The following is a 21,347-nucleotide window of genomic DNA, read 5'->3' on the forward strand; positions in this document are numbered from 1 at the left end:
ATTGGTCGACGTGCGTCGGCATGACCGCGATCGCGTGCCGAAGCGCGGGTTCGACGGGACCTAGGACCCTAGCGCCGGCGGCGTGGACGGCCGAAGGTCGTAGGTGGTCGTAGCTAGCGGACAGGCAGGTGACAGTGATGATGCAAATGACCGCGGATACCGAGGTGATCACGGCGGCAATCGAATTGGCGTGCCATGCCCCGTCGCTGCACAACAGCCAGCCCTGGCGGTGGGTCGCCGGCAGCACCGGCGTCGATCTGTTCGTCGATCCGCGCCGAACAGTGAAATCGGCCGACAAATCCGGTCGCGAGGCGATCATCAGCTGTGGCGCCGCACTGGACCACTTCCGTGTCGCGATGGCCGCGGCCGGCTGGAGCAGCAACGTCGCGCAGTTTCCCAACCCGAACAACCTCGACCACCTCGCCTCGATCGACGTCGTGCCCACCGAGTACGTCGCCCGGGCTCGCCGCGACCTTGCCGACGCGATACTGCGTCGCCGGACGAACCGGCTGCCGTTCCGGGCGCCCAAGCACTGGTCGGCGCTGGAACCGGTGCTGCGCGACGTGGGGCGAGATCACTCCGTCGCCCTCGACGTGTTGGGCCCGGACGCGCGGCCGGGCCTGGTTGAGGCGGCCAGGCTGACTGAAGCCCTGCGCCGCTACGACGACGACTACCACCACGAATTGGATTGGTGGACATCGCCGTCCAGAAAATTCGACGGCATCCCCGAAAGCGCTCTGGTGTCCGAGGCCGACGATCGCCGGGTCGACGTGAACCGCCGATTCCCCGTCGACCCGCTCGACGAGCGCAGCTCCGCGGGCAGCTACGACGACGCGAAAATCCTTGTGCTGTCCACCCCGGAGGACACCCGGGCCGACGCCCTCCGAGTCGGGCAGGTGCTGTCGCGGATCTTGCTCGAGTGCACGGCGGCCGGACTGGCGACCTGCCCGGTGACTCATGTCACCGAGCTGGAAGCAGGCCGGGACCTGATCCGGCACCTGATGGCCGATCCCGCCGCGGTGCCCCAGGTGTTGATCCGGGTGGGCGTCGAACCGGAGGGGGAGTCGCCGCCCCGCCCGACGCCGCGGCGACCGCTCGGCGACGTCTTGCAATTCCGGCCGCTGTCCGATCGCTAAAACCGCTTCCAGGGCCGTGTCTTCGGGGCCAACGGGCCGCCCAGCCTATTTCGTGAGGAGTACGACATGTCCGATCCTAAACACCGCGGCATCCTGGTCTGCGTCGACGGATCGGCGGCGTCCGACGCCGCGGTGGCGTGGGCGGCCCGCGAGGCGGCCATGCGCGGCTTGCCCATCACCGTCATCCACGCCGTCGCGCCCGTCGTCGTGGGCTGGCCGGTCGGGCAGTTGTACGCCGACATGCCCGCATGGCAGCAAGACGGCGCGCAGCAGGTCATCGACCAGGCCCGCAAGATCGTCATCGCCAACCAGGGCGGCGGGACACCGCCCGAAATGCGCACCGAGATAATCTATTCGGCCGTGACGCCGACGCTGATCGACGCGTCGCGGGACGCCTGGATGATCGTCGCCGGAAGCCAGGGGCTCGGGGCGTTGGGCCGGCTGCTGTTGGGTTCGGTCACCGCCGCACTCCTTGCGCATGCGCACTGCCCGGTGGCGGTCGTCCACACCGATGACCATGCTGCTCGCGCCGCCGACGCGCCCGTGCTGGTGGGTACCGACGGGTCACCCGCCTCGGAGGCCGCGATCGCCCTGGCGTTCGACGAAGCGTCTCGCCGGGGCGTCGGCGTGGTGGCGCTACACGCCTGGAGCGACGTCGGCGTGTTTCCCATTCTCGGCATGGACTGGCGCGACAGCGAGGCGAAGGGGGAGGAGCTGCTGGCCGAGCGGCTGGCCGGCTGGCAGGAACAGTACCCGGACGTGCATGTGAAGCGATTGGTCGTGTGCGACAAGCCGTCTCGGTGGCTGGTCGCGGAAGCCGAGCGCGCTCAACTAGTCGTCGTCGGCAGTCACGGACGGGGCGGGTTCCCCGGCATGCTGCTGGGTTCGGTCAGCTCGCATGTCGCGCAATCGGCGACGGCGCCGGTGATCGTGGTCCGTGGGCGGTGACCGTGCGTCGCGCCCATCGCGTGTCCGGCTGGCTGCTCAGCGCGCCACCGCTTCCCGAGTGGCCGACGAAGGTCTGTCGTCCTTGCGGTTGGGGACGAAAGTCTCCTGACCGGCTGCGGTTGCAGACATAGCGTTTCCGATGACGGAGGGAGAACGAAATGGCCGCATCCAGCAAGCGCTGTGGCGTCCTGGTCGGAGTCGACGGATCGCCGGCGTCGAATTTCGCTGTCTGCTGGGCCGCGCGCGACGCGGCGATGCGCAATGTGCCGCTGACGCTGGTCCACATGGTCAACGCCGCCACGGTGTGGCCCCAGGTGCCTATGGCGGCCGAAGCCGTGGCGTGGCAGGAGGACGACGGTCGCCGGGTCCTGCAGGAGGCGGTCAAGATCGCCGAAGACGCCACCCGCAACGGCCGGAATCTCGCGATCACCACCGAACTGTGGCACGCACCGCCGGCGCCCACGCTGGCCCAGTTGTCGGAGGAGGCGGAACTGGTCGTGGTCGGCTCCACCGGGCGCGGAGCGATCGGCCGGCTGTTGCTCGGTTCGGTCAGTTCCGGCCTGGTGCGACGCGCCCGCTGCCCGGTCGCCGTCATCCACGACGAGGATCCGATGATGCCCTACCCGCAGCGGGCGCCGGTGCTGGTCGGGATCGACGGCTCGCCGGCATCCGAACTCGCCACGGCGATCGCCTTCGACGAAGCGTTACGGCGCGGTGTGGACCTCAACGCGGTTCATGCGTGGAGTGACACGCAAGTTTTCGGGCTGCCCGGCATGGACTGGCCGGCGGTCAGGTCGCAAGCAGAGCGGAGTCTGGCCGAACGGCTGGCCGGTTGGCAAGAACGCTATCCCGATGTCACGGTGCACCGAATGGTGGTCTGTGACAGGCCGGCTCGCCAGTTGATCGAACAATCCGAATCCGCGCAGCTGACCGTCGTGGGCAGTCACGGCCGCGGCGGCCTGGCCGGCACCCTGCTGGGCTCGGTCAGCAATGCCGTCGTCCACTCGGTGCGCATGCCGGTGATCGTGGCCCGGCCGTCGTAAAGCGTCACGCCCGCGCGGTGTGAATACGCCTGCCCGACAGCGTGATCCACCGACGGCACCCGGCGAGCTGCGCCGGCGCTCGCAGCCGCGGCTCGGGTAGCCGTCCGGGCGGTAGTATCTGTGCCGTCGGAGGCAATCAGAGAGGGCCGCGCCTGATGACATCGCCCGGCGCCGACCGCTATCTGAGCGCGGCGTTTCGCAACAAGAGCCTGCCCGAGCGTCTTCGCGACCTCGAGGCCATGGTGGAAGCGATCACCGACTGCGCGATCATCCAGCTCGACGCCAATGGCGACGTGGCGCGCTGGTGCCCCGGCGCCGAGGCGATGACGGGTTACTCGGCGGCCGAGGCCCTTGGCCGGCCGGCGGCGCTGCTCTACACCTCGGAGGACCGCGCCGCCGGACTGGCCGAACGCGAATTGGCCGCGGCGCGCGAATCGGGCCGCTGCGAATTCGAAGGCTGGCGAGCACGCAAGAACGGCCAACGGTTTCGCGCCGGTGTCGCGTTGTCCGTATTCACGGATGATGCGGGCAGCGCCATCGGGTTCACCACGGTGATGCGCGATGTGACCGCCGAACACCAACGAGCGGAAACCATGTTCCACGCGCTGCTCGAGTCGGCACCGGACGCGATGGTCATCGTCGGTCCGGACGGGCGCATCGTGCTGGCGAACGCTCAGGCCGACCAGATGTTCGGTTATCCGCGCGAAGAGCTGATCGGCCGGGAAGTGGAGATTCTGATACCGCCCCGGCATCGCGGTTCCCACGAGCGCTACCGCACCGGCTTCTTCGCCGCCCCGGCAGCCCGGCGCATGGGCGCCGGCCTGGAGCTGTGGGGGATGCGTTGCGATGGAACCGTATTCCCGGTCGACGTGAGTCTGAGCCCGCTGCAGACGGAACAGGGGGTGATGGTGTCGGCGGCCATCCGCGACATCACCGAGCAGTTGGCCGTCCAAGCTGAGCTCACCGAAACCCGCGCTCAGGCCGAGGTGCTCGCCGAGCGGGACCGGATCGCCGGCGATCTGCAGGACCATGCCATCCAACGCGTCTTCGCCGTCGGTCTCGCGCTTCAGGGCACCATCCCGCGGGCGCGTTCGGCCGATGTGCAGCAACGCCTCAATGCGGCGGTCGACGATCTTCACGCGGTGGTGCAGGATTTCCGCACCGCGATCTTCGACCTGCGCCACACCAAAACCGATGTCCCCGGGCTGCGGCAGCGTTTCGATGAGGTGATCGGCCGGCTGGCAGAGGGTTTGGCCGCCACCGTGCAGTACAAGGGGCCGCTGTCGGTGGTGGAAGGCGAGCTCGCCGACCAGGCCGAAGCCGTCGTCGCCGAAGCCATCGGCAACGCGGTGCGGCACACCGCGGCCACCAAGCTGACCATCGCCGTCGAAGTCGCCGACGAGGTGAGCATCGAGGTCATCGACAACGGCAAGGGCCTGCCCGACGACGTCAGCGAGGCCGGGCTGAAGACGTTGCGCCGGCGCGCCGAACGGGTCGGGGGCACCCTGACCGTCGGCGCCGCCGCGGGCGGGGGCACCCGATTGCGCTGGGTGGCTCCGCTGCCCTGACCGCTGCTGCGTCAGCGCCGCAGCGCAACCCTGGTCATACATCGCTTGCCATATGTATGGTGCTCATACGTGCCGATCCGGGCACCGGGATGACGGGAGAAACGCAGTGGCAGAACGGTTGGCCGGAAAGGTGGCCCTGGTCAGCGGCGGTGCCCGCGGCATGGGCGCATCGCATGTGCGGTCGCTGGTGGCCGAGGGAGCCAAGGTGGTCTTCGGTGACATCCTCGACGACGAGGGCAAGGCCGTCGCGGCCGAGGTGGGGGAGGCGACCCGCTACCTGCATCTCGACGTCACCAAGCCCGAGGATTGGGACGCGGCGGTGGCCACCGCCCTGGCCGAGTTCGGCCGGATCGACGTCCTGGTCAACAACGCCGGCATCATCAACATCGGCACCCTGGAGGACTACGCGCTTTCGGAATGGCAGCGGATCCTCGACATCAACCTGACCGGAGTGTTTCTGGGCATCCGCGCCGTGGTCAAACCGATGAAGAAAGCGGGCCGCGGCTCGATCATCAACATCTCCTCGATCGAGGGCATGGCCGGCACCATCGCCTGCCACGGTTACACCGCAACCAAATTCGCGGTGCGCGGGCTGACCAAGTCGGCCGCATTGGAGCTGGGCCCCAGCGGAATTCGGGTGAACTCGATCCATCCCGGGCTGATCAAAACCCCGATGACCGAATGGGTTCCCGAGGACATCTTCCAGAGCGCCCTGGGCCGCGCCGCCGAACCCAAGGAGGTGTCCAACCTGGTGGTGTACCTGGCCAGCGACGAATCCAGCTACTCCACCGGCTCGGAGTTCGTCGTCGACGGCGGCACCACCGCCGGCCTGGGCCACAAGGACTTCTCCAACGTCGAGACCGACGCTCAGCCGGACTGGGTCACCTAGCCCTTTGCCGCGAAAGTGCTACTGCCGACGCATTTCCCGAGTGGGACCGTCGGCAGTTGCACTTTCGCGTGGTTCAGGCGTCCGCAAGCACCTCGCGCTCTTGGGCGGCCGGCTTCGGCCAAGGGGAGGGGACGGGGCGTTGGCGGACTCGTTGGGGCCACCAGAACCATTTGCCCAGCAGGGCGGCGATCGAGGGTGTCATCAGTGACCGCACGATCAGGGTGTCGAACAGCAGACCCAGGCCGATGGTGGTACCTACCTGTCCGATCACCGTGAGTTCGCTGACCGCCATCGTCATCATGGTGAAGGCGAACACCAGCCCGGCCGAGGTCACCACCGAGCCGGTGCCGCCCATCGACCGGATGATGCCGGTGTTCAAGCCGGCGTGGATTTCTTCTTTGAACCTGGCCACCAGCAGCAGGTTGTAGTCGGCGCCGACGGCCAGCAGGATGATGACCGACATGGCCAGCACCATCCAGTGCAGTTCGATGCCGATGAGGTGCTGCCAGATCAGCACCGACAGCCCGAATGATGCGCCCAGTGAGAGCAATACGGTGCCCACGATGACCGCCGAAGCCACCACGCCGCGGGTGATGATCAGCATGATGATGAAAATCAGGCACAGCGAAGAGATTCCGGCGATCAACAGGTCGTAGTTGTTGCCGTCGCTGAGGTCCTTGTAGATCGACGCGGTGCCCGCCAGGTAGATCTTGGAGCCCTCCAGTGGTGTTCCCTTGAGCGCTTCGTAGGCGGCTTTCTTGATCGCCCCGATGTGCGAAATGCCTTCCTGGGTCATCGGATCGCCGTCATGGCTGATGATGAACCGCACGGCGTGCCCGTCGGGGGAGATGAAGTTCTTCATCCCCTTCTTGAACTCTTTGTTGTTGAAGGTCTCCGGGGGCAGGTAGAACGAGTCGTCGTTTTTGGAGGCGTCGAATGCCTTGCCCATGGCGTTGGAGTTCTTCTGCGCCTCGTTCTGCTGATCCTGTAGACCCTTCTGGGTCGAATACATGGTCAGCATCGTGGTTTTCATGGCCTTCATGTTCTCGATCATCGAGGGCATCAACGCCACCATCTGGGGCATCAGCGTGTCCAGGTGATCCATGATGGGCAGCAGGCTTTGGATGTCGTCGGTCATGGTGTCGATACCGTCGAGCGCGTCGAACACCGAGCGCAGCGACCAGCACACCGGGATGTCGTAGCAGTGCTTTTCCCAGTAGAAGTAGCTGCGCATGGGCCGGAAGAAGTCCTCGAAATCGGCCATTTTGTTGCGTAAGTCGTTGATGTCGATGGTCATGTCATGCATCTTTTGCACCATCACATGCATGTCGTTGGACATCTGCACGGTGATGCTTTGCATCTTTTCCATGCTGTCGATGGTGGTCTGCATCATGTCGGCCTGATGCAGCATGTCGGCCATCTGGTCTTGCTGGTACTTCTGGTTCATCTGCTGGGTGACGCCCTGCATGCTGATCTGGAAGGGGATCGAGGTGTGCTCGATCGGGGTGCCCTGCGGCCGGGTGATGGCCTGCACCCGCCCGATCCCGGGTACCCGGAAGACCGTTTTGGCGATCTTGTCGATCACCAAAAAGTCCGCCGAGTTGCGCAGATCGTGGTCGCTTTCGATCATCAGCACTTCGGGGTTCATCCGCGCCTGCGAGAAGTGCCGGTCGGCGGCCGCGTACCCCTCGTTGGCGGGCAGGTCGGTGGGCAGGTAGTTGCGGTCGTTGTAGTTGGTGCGGTATCCGGGCAGGGTCAGCAACCCGACGAGTGCCACCCCGATCGTGAGGACCAGGATCGGGCCGGGCCAGCGCACGACGACGGTGCCGACCTTGCGCCATCCCCGAATCCGTTGCGTGCGCCTGGGTTCCAGCGTCTGACGGAAACGCGAGGCCACCGAGATGACCGCGGGGCCCAGCGTCAACGCCGCCGCGACCACCACCACCATGCCGATGGCCAGCGGGATGCCCAGCGTCTGGAAGTAGGGCAGGTTGGTGAAATGCAGGCAGAACGTGGCGCCGGCGATCGTCATCCCCGAGCCGGCCACCACGTGCGCGGTGCCCTTGTACATGGTGTAGTACGCGTCTTCGCGGGACTCGCCGACCGCCCGGGCTTCCTGATAGCGGCCGATCAAAAAGATCGCGTAGTCGGTGGCGGCCGCGATCGCCAACGTGACCAACAGGTTGGTGGCGAACGTCGACAGGCCAATGATCTTGTAATAACCCAGGAATGCGACCATCCCGCGGGCGGCGGACAGCTCGAGCACCACCATCACCAGCGTCAGCAACACCGTGATGACCGACCGGTAGACCAGCAGCAGCATCCCGATGATGACCGTGAAGGTGGCCGCCGTGATCAGCTGCAGGCTGCGGTCACCGGCGGTGTGCTGATCCGCCGACAGCGCGGCCGGGCCGGTGACATACGCCTTGACCCCGTTGGGTGCCTGCACGCTCTTGACGATGTTCTGGACCGATTCCACCGACTCGTTGGCCAGCGCCTCACCCTGGTTACCGGCCAGATAGACCTGGACGTAGGACGCCTTCCCGTCGTTGCTCTGCGCCCCCGCCCCGGTCAGCGGATCACTCCACATATCCTGAACGTGCTCAACGTGTTTGGTGTCCGCGTTGAGCCGGCGCACGATCTCGTCGTAGTAGGCGTGGGCGTCGGCGCCCAGGGGTTGTTGGCCCTCGAGCACGATCATCACCGAGCTGTTGGACTTGTACTCGTTGAACACCGCGCCCATGCGCTTGGTCGCAACGACCGACTGCGCGTCGTCGGGAGTCATCTCCACCGAGCGCATCTTGCCGACCTCGTCGAGCTGCGGGACGACGACGTTGAGCACCGCGATGAGCGCGATCCAGCCGATGATGATCGGCACGGCGAACGTCCGGATGAACCGGGGGATCTTCTCCCGCACGGGCTCCTTGACGACGGGGATGGCGTCGGTTCTGGTGTCGTCGAACGTTGTGCTCATGCGGATTTCACCAAGCAGAAGGTCAGGGCGTGTACGCCGTGGGTGATGTTCTCGTCCTTGACTTCGTCATCGATGGTGATGCGGCACCCCAGGGTGTTGCCGTCGCTTTGCGCCGAAAGATTGGGGAAGACCGACGGGGCGGTGGTGGACAGCACCAGCGTCCACGGCAGCGGCGCGCCATCGACGCGCTTGGGGTCGGCGGACAGGTCCAGATAATTCACGTTGGCCTGGCTGGCCGAACCGAACACCTCGTACTTGACGACCTTGGGTTTGAACGGCTTGGAATCGTCGAGCCGCGGGCTGGTCAGGATACCGGTGTCGTGGGCGCCGAAGAAGGACTTGACCCGAACCACGGCGAAGCCGCCGACCAGCACCACCGCCACGATCAGCAGCGGCAACCAGGCGTTGCGCACAAGTCTCGAAATCTGCACCTAGTTCCCTTCCCCATCACGCGGTCGTGACGCGGGTCAGCGGTTGTGCCGCCGGGGCCGTGGGCAAGCGAGTGCCCACACGCCGCGCTGCTCAACAACGAGTTACGTCGATTGCCGTGGTTCGTGTGCGCTCGAGCGTCACGCGCGGTGAATGCTGGCCCTTACACCGGCTGACGTTCCCGGTAGCGACACCCGGATCGCCTTGTTGCTGAAGCCTCCCCGCGTACCGCCACCAGCGCATAGTACATGATCTGCATACCTTGCAGTTTATGCAACATTTGCTGGAGGTGTTTCAGGTCACTTGGTGAAGATGCTGTTCACCAGCGCCGCGGCCCGCTCAACATAAGGCATTGGCGTGTCGTCGGTTTCACTCGCCTCGCCGCTCGCCCACTTCTCGATGCCGGAACGCACCGCCGTCAGGGCCAGCGCGGAGATCAGCGGGGCCATCTCGTCGTCGGGCTGCATGCCTTGGCGGCGCACGATGATCTCGGTCAACTGGTTCTGGAATCGTTCCAGATCGGCGAGGAACGCGGCCAACACCGCGGGGGAGGTCTTGGCGAGTTCCAGCATGTTGGCGGCGTGTTCCCGTCGTGGGGGCACGTCACGCAGGTGGTGCGCCGCCAGCGTGATCAGCTCCGCCAGCACCACCGAGTAGGGGGCCGGTCCGGCCGCGACGAAGTCGGCGACCAACTCCGGCGGTATGTCCGAGGGGCCGTAGGCGATCGCGGATTCCTTGTTGGGGAAGTAGTTGAAGAACGTGCGCGTCGAGATTCCCGCTTCGGCGCAGATCTCGTCCACGGTGACCTTGTCGAATCCGCGTTCCAGGGTGAGGCGCACCGCGGCATCGCGGATGTCGGCGCTCGTCTGGCGGCGACGGCGCTCGCGTAGCCCAACGGGATTGGCCATACTCATATAGTTGCACGTCGTGCACACTTTGCACTCAAAAGCTGTCGGCTCGGGGCCGGGCGGACCGCCCCGTCCGCCGCGCCGGCAAACATGGCGCGGCCTGTCCGGCGGGGCTGAGCAGAGCCGCGGGCGGTGCCCGTGGCGCGTGATAGCGCTTGTCGCACAATGGAATTCAGCGGTGTACCGGGCCGGGCCGGCTTGTCACCCGTTGGGGGCGAGAGCACCGCGCAGAAAATCGCACTGACTTTCGAAGAATTTGGCGGAGATCGGCGCCTTGTCCACGATCTGGTCGAAGGCGTGAAACGCGCCGGGGACGATCTCCTCCTGCACCGGAACGCCGGCCTCGCGCAGACGCCGCGCGTACTCCAGGCACTCCGGATAAAAGAGGTCCAGGGTGCCGACGCCGATCCAGGCCGGCGGCAAGCCCGACAGGTCCTTGCGGCGGGCCGGTGCCGCCTCGTCGGGGTCGGCCCCGTTGAGGTACCACTGCCAGGCCAGCTGGTTGTCGGATTCGGTCCACATGAGGCGTCGGGGGCCGCCGCGTTGGGCGCCGGTGCGATCGTCGAGCATCGGATACACCAGCATCTGGAAGGCGATTTTGACGTCGTTGCGGTCGTGCGCCCGCTGCGCCAGGGTGGCCGCGAAAAGTCCACCGGCACTTGCCCCACCGACGGCGACCCGCTCCGGATCCACCCAGGGCTGGCGCGCCAGCCACAGCAGGGCCGCGTAACAGTCCTCGACCGGCGCGGGGTACGGGTGTTCGGGAGCCAACCGGTGTTCCACCGCCGCGATCGCGACACCGGTGCGGTGCGAAAGCTTGCGTAGGTACTTGTCGTCCTGGGCGGCGTGCCCCATGACCGTGCCGCCGCCGTGGATCCAGAGCAGCGCGGGCGCATGCTCGGCGAGGTTGGGTGGACGGTGCAGCCGGACGGTGACGTGCTCGTTGACCGCGACCACCGGCACCGTGCGGAGGCGGCCCGCGTTGCCCATCAGGTTCATGATGGCGCGCTGCAGCTTGAGACCGCGGTGCAGGGCGTACCCGCGGGGCAGGAATCGAGCCACCTTGCGCAGACCGGGATCCACCACCTGGGGCGCCGTGAAGGCATCGTCGGGGAGCCGGTCAGCCATCGAGTGCCCTCGGTTTCCGTGCGGTCTGCGTGCGCCGGTGGACACGCTGACCATACAGGATCGGGATAGTGTCGACGGGGTTTGCGAATCGCGGGTCCGCCTCACCCCGTAGCGGGCCTCCAGCTGCCGGGCATCATCGGAACGGTCGGTGCGCCACCGAATGCGTCGCCGGCCAGCCTGGCCAATCCCGACGCTCGCCGCCCGGTCACCGTGGTGATACCCAGCCGGCCCGCGCCGCGCTCGGAGGTCAAAGACGAATTCGGTTGTGGGGCAATATCTGCCGCGGCCCGCTCGTCCGGCTCGGTGTCCGCCTCCGGGTCGAGGAATTCGTAGCGGTAGCCGCGGTCGACGCGGCTGGGGGCGTTTCGCCGGCGTCGCACGGTTTGTCGATCGGCCGCGGCCGGGGCCGGCGCGGCCGCGGCCGCCGCGGTGGCATCGGCGGCCGGCCGGCAGTTCTTGCCCGAAGCGCTCGACTCCGTCGCCGCCCCGAGAACCCCCACCAAGTAGGGTGAAACGAAAGCCTGTGCAGTTAACGATGTCTCGGGTCCAATGATCGTCGGTGGCGGTGTGGGTGGTGCGCCCGGGGTGGCCGCCGCCTCCGGTGATGCGGGCATCGGAGCCGCGCCGGGCGACGACGCCGTGCCCATGGTCGGTGCGGCGCCGACGGTGGGCGGCGGGGGAGCGTCGGCCACCGGAATCGTGGACGGTGACACCGGTGGGGTCAGCGTGGGCGCCGGGACCGCCGCCAGGCCGGTCAGGCCCGCCAAGCCTCCGGCCGCTCCCGCGGGCACGATCAGCAGGGGTGTGGTCAGCGCGAGGGTGTACACCGGATTGCTCAGGAAAAAGCTCAGCAGCCCGGCCGGGTTGTAAAGAATCAGCCAGATCAGGTACAGGGTTCGGTGGATCACGAACTGAAGTGCGAGCATCACGATGGTCTCGAGCAGTTGCGCGGGGTTGTGCGCGTACATCGGAATCAAGGTCTCCACCCGGGACAAGAACATCGACAGGCTCGGATGCATCGACCAGCCCTGCGGCGAAAACGGGTTGAACGGAAACAGGGCTTCCAGCCATTCCTGAAGGTTTTGCGGCAGTGCGGTTCCCATGATGTACGGATTGCCGCCGCTCATCCCGGAGCCACCGCTCATGCCGGCGTTCATGATCTTCGGGGCCGCCGTGGCCTGCGGCGCGGAAGCAACGGCGGTTGTCGAGACGGCCTGATACGTGCTCATCGTGGTGGCTGCCTGCACCCACATTCGCGAATAGTCCGCCTCGTTCAGCGCGATCGGAATAGTGTTGACGCCAAAGAAATTCGTCGAGACCAGCGCCGCGTGCAACGCGTGGTTGGCGGCCAGCTCGCCCAGCGTCGGCATCGCCGCCAGGGCGGTCGTGTAGGCGGTCGCGGCGGTTTCCTGCCGTGCGGCCATTGCGGCGCTGTCCGCGCTGGCCTGCGTCAGCCAGGCCACGTAAGGGGCATGAGCGGCCGCATACTGGGCGGCGCTGGGTCCTTCCCAGGCTCCGGCTTGAACCTCATCGAGCAGCGCGGTCAGTTCGCTGGCGGCTGCGGCATATTCGGTGCTCAGTGAGCTCCAGGCGCCCGCCGATGCCAGCAGCGGCCCGGGTCCGGGCCCGCTGGACAGCAGCGCCGAATGGATCTCCGGCGGGAACGCCATCCAGATCGGCGCGGTCACTGCCGGCCTTTCCAATTACAAGGTGTTGCAGTGGCTTTCGAAACGACCCGTGCGTGACCGCCATGGGGGCCGCGACCCATCACCGGCTGACTCCTTTCGGCCGCTGTAGCGAGGCCTGAAGCCATGAGTGTATGTCGCCTGATATCCGCAAATGCGGAAATAATGCTGGAAAGTTCCTGTATATACGGAGCGAATGGGCTGTGGCGCCGCTTGGTCGACGTCGATCAGCTGGTGCTCGTCATGCGAGCGACGACGCGCATGGCGCCACGGCTGAGGGAGTGGCGTATTTGCTGGGCGGGGGACTGCGGGATGGGGTGGGGTGGGGTGCCGAGCCGCGGGAATAGGGCCAACGCGTTGGTGTGCTCGATAGCACCACGGGTGCTGGTGTCGAGGGCTGGGTAGGTTTCCAATCCGGCGGCGAACAGTTTGCCGACGGCGACCGGGGCGAACGGCCAGTCCGATCCGAAGGTGATGTGCCCCGGTCTGGCGAAGGCCAGCAGCGAGGGTAGCGCCGCCGCGCTGGAGGATAGCGCGGTGTCGAAGTAGAAGCTGGAGAAGTCGTCGAGGACATCGGCGAAGCTGCGACCGGTGTCGGCCATGATAGCCATCGCCATCCGGTGACTCGCATAGGGCACGAACCCGCCCGCGTGGCTGAGCAGGAACCGGATGTTGGGATACCGGTTCCGAATACCGTTGCGCACCAACAGGTAGGCAGATCGAGTGGTGTCCAGCAGGAAGTCGGCCGCGAACGGGGCAACGCCGGGCACGGTGGGTCCTGGCAATTCGGCCGGATGGATGAACACCACGGCGGAGCGATGGTTGAGGGCGTCAAACAGCGCGTCCTGCCCGTCCTGCCCGACGTACACGCCCGCGTTGTTGGCCAACAATACCACCCCGTCGGCGCTCAATTCGTCAAGTGCACGAACGGTTTCTGCGACCGCAGCGTCGACGTGCGGCATCGGCACGGTGGCGAAGAATCCGAATCGGTCGGGCTGCGCCGCCGCCAGTTCGGCGGTGTAGTCGTTGAGGTCGCGTGCCAGCGCGGCGGCGTCGGCCGGCTCGGACAGGAAGGTGGTGCCGGGCGTGGATACCGACAGGATGGCGGTCCCGACGTCGAGCTCGGCCATGGTCTGCAACGACGCCTCCGGGCTCCAGTCGGGCAGTGCTCGTCCGCCGGCTTCGTCGATCCCTTTCTGTTGGAGTGCTTTCCGGTAGTCGGGTGGGATCAGGTGGTGATGGGTGTCGATGCGCAGCATTGCGAGCTCCTTTGGGTCAGTCGTCGGGGATTCCGGTGCGCGCGAGGGCGGGTACGGTGTTTTCTCGGTGCAGCAGCGAGATGGCTGCGGACTTGAATTGGGCCAGTTTGTCGATGATGGTCTGGCCCTCCGGGGTATGACCCCAGATGCTAATTCCTTGGTATGTCGTTGGTTCCCAAGTGTTCTCGTCGACGAGGACAGGGTTCCAGCCGACTTCCCATTCGAATCCCGAGGGCGAGATGGCGTAGTAGGACAGTTCCCGGTTGTTGGTGTGCTGGCCCACCGACAGCGCCATCTTGAACCCGAGCGCTTTGACTCGCTGATACGACGCGGTCATGTCGTCGAGGTCGCCGACCTGGATGTTGCAGTGCTGGATTCGAGTGCGGATCGGGTTGATGGGCAGCCGGTTGGCCGCGGCGATCGCCACCGAATGGTGACGCTGGTTGACCCGCAGGAAACGGATCTTGAACTTGAGGCCGCTGATCGTCTCGTCGATGTAATCGCTTGAGCGGGCATCGAAGACGGTGTCGTAGTAACCGCGCATCTGCTGCGGCTCCTTCGACACGATCGCCACGTGACCCATGCCGCCTTCGCCGGTGACGAAGCCGCCGCCCACCCGCATGTCCAGTGGCGTATGGCCGGTACGGGCCCGGGTGAAGATCTCGTGTGCTAGCCCGTTGGGGCCGGGGAACCGCACCAAGCGGTCGACACCGCGCAGGGCGGCCTGCTCGGGCGTGCCCTCGGTGACGGGCACCTCGTGCCGGGTGAGGCGGGCGAGGATTTCCTCGAACGTGGCGTGGTCGTCGAGTTGCCACCCGAGAGCGGTGACGTCCTCGCCCGCGCCGCGCTGCAACAGGAACCGGCATGCGTTGTCGTCGAGCCGAAACCGCATGGCGTCGGGCAGGACGTCGTCGAGGTGCATGCCGATGGCGTCGCGGCCGAACCGGCGCCAGTCGGCGAACCTGTCCGTTTCGATGACGATATAGCCGAGGTGAACGTTGCCGAAGATGTTCATTGGGCGAAAACCGATGCGTTGTCCAGAAATTCGGTGACGAGCTTGTTGAACAGGTCGGCGCGCTCCCACTGCACCCAGTGGCCGGTGCGCGACGTCATCACCAACTCGGCATTGGGCATCAGATTGAGCAGCATCGGCCCGCCCGCCGGACGGTTGACCTTGTCGTCGCGCCCCCACAACACCAACGTCGGCGTGCGGAGTCGCTTCAGCCGGCGGTCGCGGGTGAGATCCATGCGCCACAGTGTGCGCAGCGCCATCGGGCCCGATGGGCGGCGCAGCGGCGGATCCGCCACCACTTCCGGATCGATGGAGGCTTGGTAGCGCAGGTCGATCAGCTCGTCGGGCACCGAGGCGCCGTCGTACACAAGGTAATTGCGGATGAAAGCTTCCAGCTTGTCGCGGCTGGGCCCGCGACCGCCGTAGTAGGCCAGGAGGCTGTTCAGACCGGCCGTGGGAAGTCCCCGGGTGGTTCCGATGCCGCCGGGGCCCATCAGCACCAGCTTGCCCACCCGCCGGGGATTGTCGAGGGCCAGACGCAGAGCACACGATCCGCCGTAGGAGTTGCCCACCAGGTGCGCGGAATCGATGCCGAGCTCATCGAGCAATCCGCGCATCGTGTCGGCGAGGTATCCGAACGGGTCGGACTGGTCGACGCCTTTGGCAGATCTGCCGTATCCCGGCATGTCCGGCACGATCACGCGAAATTTCTCCGCAAGCGGGTCGATGTTGCGTGAGTAGTTCGACACGCCCGAGGCGCCGGGTCCGCCGCCGTGCAGCAGCAGTACCGGCGCGCCCGTACCCTTTTCGGCGAAGAAGATTGATTTGCCGTTCACGGTGACGGCGTGCTCGGCCATGTTGCTCGTCGTCATGCGGAGACTTCCGTTTTGCTCGGGGTGGTAACGGTGTTGCCGCTGTAGCCGGGCGGTGGCTTGGGTAGGCGATGCCCGGATTGCGCTGCGGCATAGATGAATCCGTCGGGACGGAGCACCACTGCGGCGGCTTTTTTCCGCCCTAGCCAGCGGATGAGAGGGGCATCGGTGATCTGGATCAGCGGGACGTCCAGCCGGGTCCACTCCTGCGCGCCGGCTGGCGCTGGCCCAATATGCAGGATTGCCCACTGCCCTCCAAGGAGATCGTCGAGGCGAATTCGCGCACCATTCGGTTCGGCCACCCACGGCTGCGGGATCTGCCAGCCGACTGCGCGCGTTTTTCCGGCGGCGAAGAAGCCGTCCCGGTAGCGGGCGCCGGGAATCCACGTCAGCTTCTGCAGCCCGGCATTCACACCGGGCACCCGCGTCAACGCGCGCAAGCCGTGATTACGGAGGGCGACGACGGCGCGGTTGCGCTCGGTGATGACCCGTCCGACACGACACGCGCGGCGGGTGACCTCCCTGACGTGCGGCTCGCGCTCGGTTTGGTAGGAGTCGAGCAGCGATTCCGGCGCCTGCCCGCGCAGAACGGCGGCAAGTTTCCAGCACAGGTTGGCCGCGTCACGCACCCCGGCGGACATGCCCTGCCCGATCCACGGCGGCATGGCGTGCGCGGCATCTCCGGCGAGGAAGATCCGTCCCACCCGCCAGCGCTCGGCGACGCGGACGTGGTGGCTGTAGATCACGGCGCGCAGGATCTCGACGTGTTCAGCGGTGATACCCTGATCGCCCAGAACCTGCCAGATCGCCTCTTCGCGAAGCAACTCCCGCTCATCCTCATCCGTGCGGGCGGGGTATTCCCAGCGGTGGTGGCCGAGTGGAGTCGGGCAATCCACGGTGGGGCGGGCTGGATTGGCCCAAAACCGCAGTCGGTCATGGGCATCCCACGCCTTGAGGACCTTGGTGTCGATGACAACCCACCGTTCCGCGTAGGTGCGGCCGGAATACCCGATGCCCAGCTGGCCGCGAGTGGGTGACGATCCGCCGTCGGCGGCGATCACATACGAAGCGCCGAATCGTCTGAAAGTGTCCGTGCGCAGGTCGGCCACCATGAGCTCGACACCGTCGCCATCTGGTCGGACACGAAGGCATTCGTGTTCCAACAGCACGTCGACGGATACGAATCGTCGCACCCCCTCGCGCAGGACATGATCGACCGCCGGCTGATAGAGAAACTGCTGCGGCGGATGCCCGCACCCGCGTGGAGTGATCTTCAAGTCGATGAACGGCACCCCGGCGGCGTCGACGAAGTTCAGCGGACGGTCAGGCAGCATGTCGCGCTGCAGTCGGTCGGCCAGACCGACCGACTGCCAGATCCGCATAACCTCCTCGTCCGTGGAGATCGCCCGGGCACGACCGTACACATCAGAGTCACGCTCGAGCACAAGCACTTTCAGGCCAAGCCGGCCGAGCAGGTTGGCGGCGGTCGCGCCGGTCGGCCCGTACCCGATCACCGCTACGTCATAGATGTCTGAAGTGGGCACAGTCGTCTCGCATCGTCGAGGGCTTGTCCTGTAGTGATCACTACGGTGATGTAGTGATCACTACGGAGTCAAGCACCCGGGGGAGGAGAGCGGATATGGCGGCCACGAAGCAGCCGAAACGGCGCAAACGCGCCGACGGTGAAATGTCGCGTGAACGCATCCTCGACGCCGCCACCGAGATCGCCGCCGAGCGCGGTTACGAGGCCACCAGTATCGGGCTGGTCAGCGCGAAGTGCGGCCTGCCCGCCAGCTCCATCTACTGGCATTTCAAAAACAAAGATGACCTGATCGCCGCGGTCATCGAGCGCAGTTTCGCCGACTGGCGCAAGGCGTGGCAGGTTCCCGACGAAGGCGCCCCACGCGACCGGCTGGCCGGGCTGGCGATGCAGATCGCCAAGGCGCTGATGGACTCGCCCGACTTCATCCGGCTCGGGCTGATGCTGGCGCTGGAACGCCGACCGGTCGAGCCGCGCGCCCGCGCGATGTTCATCCAGGCCCGGGCCCAGGCCTATGACGAGCTTGCCGACATCGTGCGCGAACTCGCCCCAGGGCTCACCGACAAGCAGATCGACCAATTGGTCACTTATGCGATCGCCGGCGCCGATGGATTGTTCATCGCCAGGGAGATCGGTGGCGATGCGGTGAACCTGGTGGGGCTCTTCGAGCTGCACGCCGGAGCGTTGTACGACGCGGCGCTGCGGATGATTTCGGAGAATGCCGGTCAATGATGCTGAGGCATAACGCGATCCGCGAGGCGGCCGATCTGCTACACGACGCGCAGCGCACCCGCAGGCCGATCGGGCCGCTCACCGAACGCTTCCCCGGCCTGGACGTCGCCGCCGCCTACGCCACCCAGCAGGCCAACCTGAATCGCCGGACCGCGGAGGGCCGCCTGGTGGTCGGGCACACAAGCTGGTCTTCGACGCCACCTCCGCCACCGCGCATCGTGCCAACTGGTCCAAACTGGTCAGCAGTGGGCGTGCGCGACGACGCCTGATCGCTGGGGACCGCGACTCAGAGGAGCAATACGGCCACGCCGACGCTGGCCGGGCTATCAATGGTGCGGCGGTTAAGATCGGATGTCCCCGGTGTCGACGTGGAGGGTGAGGCTTTGGCTGCGATCCCGGTCATTGCGCTCACCGGTCACCTCGGGGCCGGCAAGACGACACTGCTCAACCACCTGTTACACCATCCCGGTACGCGAATCGGTGTGATAGTCAACGACTTCGGCGACATCAACATCGACGCCGGTCTGGTCGCCGGCCAAGTCGACGAGCCGGCTTCGATCGCTGGCGGATGCATCTGCTGCCTGCCCGACGGCGGTGGGCTCGACGAAGCACTCGGCAAGCTCGCGGACCCGGCTCGACGCCTGGACGCCATCGTCGTCGAGGCCAGCGGGTTGGCCGACCCGGTGGCGATCGCGCGGCTCATCGGGTTCAGCGAAATCCGGGGGGTCCGTCCGGGCGGGCTGGTCGACGTCGTCGACGCCGTGAACCACTTCGATACCGTGGATTGCGGCCCGCTGCCGCCGGTACGCTACGGCGCGGCCTCGCTGATCGTCGTCAACAAGCTCGACCAGGTACCCGAGCGGGAACGGTCGGTCGTGGTGCAACGCGTTAGAGAACGTGCGGCGCAACGCAATCCGCGCATACATGTGGTGGGCACAATCGGAGGTCGGATAGCCCCGGAGCTGCTCTTCGACGCGTCCGCCAGGCCTGAGCAGACCGGGCAGCTGTCCTTCGTGGACCTGGTGCCCGAGCACGAGCATGACCACGTCCATGCGGACGCCGTCACCGCCCACAGCGATGGCTGCATCGACCCCGGTGCCCTCCTCAACCTTCTCGAAAACCCACCGCCGCAGGTGTTCCGGATGAAAGGCGTCGTGGCGGTGCGGCAGCGCGCGACCGTGCGGAACTATGTCGTCAACCTGGTGGGTAGCGCAATCGACATCGCCAAGGCGCCGCCGAAGGCCACGGCCAACCGTCTGGTGGCCATCGGGATGCATCTCGACGTCGCCGCTGTGCGGGCGCGACTCGATCGCGCGCTGCAGCCGGTCTACGGTCCGGCGTCGGGGCAGGCGTCGCGGCGGCTGCAGCGATACCTGCGGCTCAGCGCCTGAGAGGCGATCCGGCAAGATACGTCGTGATGTCATCTTCGCTCGGCGACGTGCTCGCCACCTTGGAGCTCGAGAGGGTCGGCCAGTGGCGCTTCGTCGGGCAGCAGCTTCCGGCGCCCGCCAATCATATTCTCGGCGGGCACATCTCGGCGCAGGCTTTGTTGGCGGCAAGTCGCACGGCGGCGGGCCGCGAACCGCACAGCGTCCATACCTACTTTCTGCGGCCGGGGGATTCGCGTCAACCGGTTGACTTCGAAGTCGTTGACCTCCAAGAGGGCCGGACGTTCTCGGCGCGACGGGTCACAGCACGCCAGGACGACAAGATCCTGATGGAAGCGATGTCGTCGTTCAAAGTCGTCAATTCCGCAGCCGCGCGGGTCGTTTACCAACCAATCATGCCGGAGGCTCCCAGCCCGGAATCCCTGCCATGGGTTGCGCCGCACCTGGCCGAAGCGGACGAGGGCTCCCGGGCGCGATGGGCGAGCCTGCGCTGGTTCGAGCGCCGGACCATCGAGACCGAGACCGTCCCACCCGCACGGGCGCCGATGTGGTGGCGACCCGACGGGCGTGTGCCTGATGATCCGGTGCTGACCGCCAGCCTGGTGGCCTACATGTCGGCGGTGACGCTGACGGAGCCGGCATTCGCGGCACGTGGCGGTGTCGGGACGTCAGCTCAGCGTGACCACTCGGTGTGGTTTCACGGTCGGGCGGTGTTGTCGGATTGGCTTCTCTACGACCGGTCGTCACCCAGCAGTGCCGCCTCGTTGGCGCTGGCGAGTGGGACGATGTTCAACCGCACCGGCGAACTGGTTTGCACGGTGAAGCAAGAGATGTACTTCCCGCCGCAGACAGCATGAAATCCTGTCATGGCGCGGGCAGCTCGTGCGGAGCCTGCGGCCTTTCAGGATGTTCGGCGCAACCTGATGACGTCGCGTTGCACACAGCCGACACGTTCGGCGGCCTCGGCGACCGAGAGTGCGGGGTTGAGGAGGATCTGCAACTCTTCGGCAGTGAAGGTCGGTTCCACATCCCAGGGGGCTTGGTCCCATCCGGAGTCACTGAAGCCGGAAAACAGTTCGTCGCGCATGGCGTCCTCACGAAATAGGAAGAAGGAGAAGGGATTTCGTCGGTAAGGTCAGGCAGGAAGTGGGCTGCATCGCCCGCTTGGTGACCGCTTGTGTCGATAATACCTTCGTTGTGATCACGTCGCAGTCTTACCCAGCCGTGCGGCGCAGGCTCGGGTTCTCGAGCGGACCGTTGTGACCAGGCAGGTGGGGAGTGGCGAATGAAAAAAATTGGGCGGGCGCGTAAGTCGCCGCCGCGGCAGTGGGATGGGGTTTGGCGGCGTGGCGAGTCAGTGCCGCGGCGGGGTGTCGCCGAGTCCGAGATGTTGACGCACGGTGTCGGTGTGCAGGGCCTGCATCCCGAGCCGGGTTAGTCCGATGGCAGATGATCCGCTGCTGCCAAACGTGCGTATGAGCAGGCAGGCGCGTTCAAGGATCTGTGTTGCTTCGGTGATGGCCCGAACGTCGGGATCATCGAATTCATCTTCGCGGCCCGGCCCACGAGGTGGGTGGTATTGACCTGTCTTGCACCAGCCGACAATGCTGTGCATCTGACCGTTGCCGTTTTCCCAAGGAGACTGCGCAAACAGCGGCAGGATGGTGGCGGCCACTTCGGCGACCGGCCATGTGAGCCACCACGGCGGAGGGTGTCGGTTCCGGTCGAAAAGTGAGCAGGTGATTCCGGTCGAAAAGTGAGCACCCTTCGATTGGAGAGTGATCACTGTGGAGGATTGGGCCGAGATTCGCCGGCTGCATCGGTCGGAGAAGCTGT

20 protein-coding genes are annotated in these 21,347 nt (G+C 66.3%); 9 read left to right on the plus strand and 11 right to left on the minus strand.

What is annotated here, in order from left to right:
* The first annotated feature begins 134 nt into the window (after positions 1 to 134).
* The 5 genes from H7I87_RS19500 (at position 135) to H7I87_RS19520 (ending at position 5,584) form a co-directional block, all read left to right on the plus strand.
* The gene (locus tag H7I87_RS19500) at positions 135 to 1,136 is read left to right on the plus strand and encodes an Acg family FMN-binding oxidoreductase (protein ID WP_011724831.1); all 1,002 of its coding nucleotides are present in this window, start codon (positions 135 to 137) and stop codon (positions 1,134 to 1,136) included.
* Positions 1,137 to 1,202: 66 nt separating this feature from the next.
* A complete protein-coding gene (locus tag H7I87_RS19505; RefSeq protein ID WP_011724832.1) occupies positions 1,203 to 2,084 on the plus strand; it encodes a universal stress protein in 882 nt (293 codons plus the stop codon).
* 158 nt (positions 2,085 to 2,242) lie between these two features.
* Positions 2,243 to 3,127 (plus strand): universal stress protein, encoded by an 885-nt coding sequence (locus H7I87_RS19510; protein ID WP_011724833.1) that lies wholly within the window; start codon positions 2,243 to 2,245, stop codon positions 3,125 to 3,127.
* A gap of 155 nt (positions 3,128 to 3,282) precedes the next feature.
* Positions 3,283 to 4,695: a PAS domain-containing sensor histidine kinase gene (locus tag H7I87_RS19515; protein WP_011724834.1), complete on the plus strand. Its 1,413-nt coding sequence runs from the start codon at positions 3,283 to 3,285 to the stop codon at positions 4,693 to 4,695.
* A 106-nt stretch (positions 4,696 to 4,801) separates the two neighbouring features.
* Complete coding sequence (locus H7I87_RS19520; protein WP_011724835.1) at positions 4,802 to 5,584, plus strand: SDR family oxidoreductase; 783 nt, start codon at positions 4,802 to 4,804, stop codon at positions 5,582 to 5,584.
* A 73-nt stretch (positions 5,585 to 5,657) separates the two neighbouring features.
* Here the strand turns inward: H7I87_RS19520 and H7I87_RS19525 are convergent, their stop codons facing one another.
* From H7I87_RS19525 to H7I87_RS19565, 9 genes are all read right to left on the minus strand, one after another.
* Complete coding sequence (locus H7I87_RS19525) at positions 5,658 to 8,558, minus strand: MMPL/RND family transporter (protein ID WP_010949341.1); 2,901 nt, start codon at positions 8,556 to 8,558, stop codon at positions 5,658 to 5,660.
* A complete protein-coding gene (locus H7I87_RS19530) occupies positions 8,555 to 8,989 on the minus strand; it encodes an MmpS family transport accessory protein (protein ID WP_011724837.1) in 435 nt (144 codons plus the stop codon). The genes H7I87_RS19525 and H7I87_RS19530 overlap by 4 nt, the downstream gene beginning before the upstream one ends.
* A gap of 297 nt (positions 8,990 to 9,286) precedes the next feature.
* Positions 9,287 to 9,895 carry a TetR family transcriptional regulator gene (locus H7I87_RS19535; protein ID WP_009976776.1) on the minus strand — a complete coding sequence of 203 codons (609 nt, stop codon included), beginning with the start codon at positions 9,893 to 9,895 and terminating at the stop codon, positions 9,287 to 9,289.
* A gap of 201 nt (positions 9,896 to 10,096) precedes the next feature.
* On the minus strand, positions 10,097 to 11,023 hold the full coding sequence (locus tag H7I87_RS19540) for an alpha/beta hydrolase (protein WP_023881593.1): 927 nt from the start codon (positions 11,021 to 11,023) through the stop codon (positions 10,097 to 10,099).
* A gap of 101 nt (positions 11,024 to 11,124) precedes the next feature.
* Positions 11,125 to 12,711, minus strand: coding sequence for a PPE family protein (locus tag H7I87_RS19545; protein ID WP_063967039.1), 1,587 nt, complete (start codon positions 12,709 to 12,711; stop codon positions 11,125 to 11,127).
* A 224-nt stretch (positions 12,712 to 12,935) separates the two neighbouring features.
* Positions 12,936 to 13,967, minus strand: coding sequence for an amidohydrolase family protein (locus tag H7I87_RS19550; protein ID WP_023861558.1), 1,032 nt, complete (start codon positions 13,965 to 13,967; stop codon positions 12,936 to 12,938).
* Between the two features lie 16 nt (positions 13,968 to 13,983).
* Entirely contained in the window at positions 13,984 to 14,982 is a 999-nt protein-coding gene (locus tag H7I87_RS19555) for a VOC family protein (protein ID WP_023861559.1), read from the minus strand.
* Positions 14,979 to 15,851 (minus strand): alpha/beta fold hydrolase, encoded by an 873-nt coding sequence (locus tag H7I87_RS19560; RefSeq protein WP_023881596.1) that lies wholly within the window; start codon positions 15,849 to 15,851, stop codon positions 14,979 to 14,981. The genes H7I87_RS19555 and H7I87_RS19560 overlap by 4 nt, the downstream gene beginning before the upstream one ends.
* Complete coding sequence (locus tag H7I87_RS19565) at positions 15,848 to 17,395, minus strand: bifunctional 3-(3-hydroxy-phenyl)propionate/3-hydroxycinnamic acid hydroxylase (RefSeq protein WP_031344162.1); 1,548 nt, start codon at positions 17,393 to 17,395, stop codon at positions 15,848 to 15,850. The genes H7I87_RS19560 and H7I87_RS19565 overlap by 4 nt, the downstream gene beginning before the upstream one ends.
* 95 nt (positions 17,396 to 17,490) lie before the next feature.
* Between H7I87_RS19565 and H7I87_RS19570 the strand changes: the two genes are divergently transcribed.
* The 4 genes from H7I87_RS19570 to H7I87_RS19585 all read left to right on the plus strand — a co-directional run bounded on the left by H7I87_RS19570 (position 17,491) and on the right by H7I87_RS19585 (position 20,368).
* Positions 17,491 to 18,123 (plus strand): TetR/AcrR family transcriptional regulator, encoded by a 633-nt coding sequence (locus H7I87_RS19570; RefSeq protein ID WP_023861561.1) that lies wholly within the window; start codon positions 17,491 to 17,493, stop codon positions 18,121 to 18,123.
* Entirely contained in the window at positions 18,120 to 18,392 is a 273-nt protein-coding gene (locus tag H7I87_RS19575) for a hypothetical protein (protein ID WP_023861562.1), read from the plus strand. The genes H7I87_RS19570 and H7I87_RS19575 overlap by 4 nt, the downstream gene beginning before the upstream one ends.
* Positions 18,393 to 18,506: 114 nt before the next feature.
* Positions 18,507 to 19,514: a CobW family GTP-binding protein gene (locus H7I87_RS19580; protein WP_031344164.1), complete on the plus strand. Its 1,008-nt coding sequence runs from the start codon at positions 18,507 to 18,509 to the stop codon at positions 19,512 to 19,514.
* 26 nt (positions 19,515 to 19,540) lie between these two features.
* Positions 19,541 to 20,368, plus strand: coding sequence for an acyl-CoA thioesterase (locus tag H7I87_RS19585; protein WP_023861564.1), 828 nt, complete (start codon positions 19,541 to 19,543; stop codon positions 20,366 to 20,368).
* A 44-nt stretch (positions 20,369 to 20,412) separates the two neighbouring features.
* On the opposite strand, the gene H7I87_RS19590 is transcribed toward H7I87_RS19585, so the two are convergent.
* Together H7I87_RS19590 and H7I87_RS19595 are read right to left on the minus strand one after the other, a co-directional pair.
* Positions 20,413 to 20,598, minus strand: a complete 186-nt coding sequence (locus H7I87_RS19590) for a hypothetical protein (RefSeq protein WP_015632645.1) — start codon at positions 20,596 to 20,598, stop codon at positions 20,413 to 20,415.
* Positions 20,599 to 20,865: 267 nt separating this feature from the next.
* A partial coding sequence (locus H7I87_RS19595; RefSeq protein WP_264002839.1) for a hypothetical protein occupies positions 20,866 to 21,347 on the minus strand: 482 nt, incomplete at its 5' end.

Source organism: Mycobacterium timonense, from assembly GCF_025821985.1.
In the GTDB taxonomy this organism is placed as follows: domain Bacteria; phylum Actinomycetota; class Actinomycetes; order Mycobacteriales; family Mycobacteriaceae; genus Mycobacterium; species Mycobacterium avium.

Excerpts from the sequence above, each read along its gene's own strand:
- H7I87_RS19515 (WP_011724834.1), top strand. The coding sequence starts at position 3,283 with ATGACATCGCCCGGCGCCGACCGCTATCTGAGCGCGGCGTTTCGCAAC.
- H7I87_RS19525 (WP_010949341.1), bottom strand. The coding sequence starts at position 8,558 with ATGAGCACAACGTTCGACGACACCAGAACCGACGCCATCCCCGTCGTC.
- H7I87_RS19535 (WP_009976776.1), bottom strand. The coding sequence starts at position 9,895 with ATGGCCAATCCCGTTGGGCTACGCGAGCGCCGTCGCCGCCAGACGAGC.
- H7I87_RS19550 (WP_023861558.1), bottom strand. The coding sequence starts at position 13,967 with ATGCTGCGCATCGACACCCATCACCACCTGATCCCACCCGACTACCGG.
- H7I87_RS19505 (WP_011724832.1), top strand. The coding sequence starts at position 1,203 with ATGTCCGATCCTAAACACCGCGGCATCCTGGTCTGCGTCGACGGATCG.
- H7I87_RS19510 (WP_011724833.1), top strand. The coding sequence starts at position 2,243 with ATGGCCGCATCCAGCAAGCGCTGTGGCGTCCTGGTCGGAGTCGACGGA.
- H7I87_RS19555 (WP_023861559.1), bottom strand. The coding sequence starts at position 14,982 with ATGAACATCTTCGGCAACGTTCACCTCGGCTATATCGTCATCGAAACG.
- H7I87_RS19590 (WP_015632645.1), bottom strand. The coding sequence starts at position 20,598 with ATGCGCGACGAACTGTTTTCCGGCTTCAGTGACTCCGGATGGGACCAA.
- H7I87_RS19570 (WP_023861561.1), top strand. The coding sequence starts at position 17,491 with ATGGCGGCCACGAAGCAGCCGAAACGGCGCAAACGCGCCGACGGTGAA.
- H7I87_RS19540 (WP_023881593.1), bottom strand. The coding sequence starts at position 11,023 with ATGGCTGACCGGCTCCCCGACGATGCCTTCACGGCGCCCCAGGTGGTG.
- H7I87_RS19575 (WP_023861562.1), top strand. The coding sequence starts at position 18,120 with ATGATGCTGAGGCATAACGCGATCCGCGAGGCGGCCGATCTGCTACAC.
- H7I87_RS19560 (WP_023881596.1), bottom strand. The coding sequence starts at position 15,851 with ATGACGACGAGCAACATGGCCGAGCACGCCGTCACCGTGAACGGCAAA.
- H7I87_RS19585 (WP_023861564.1), top strand. The coding sequence starts at position 19,541 with ATGTCATCTTCGCTCGGCGACGTGCTCGCCACCTTGGAGCTCGAGAGG.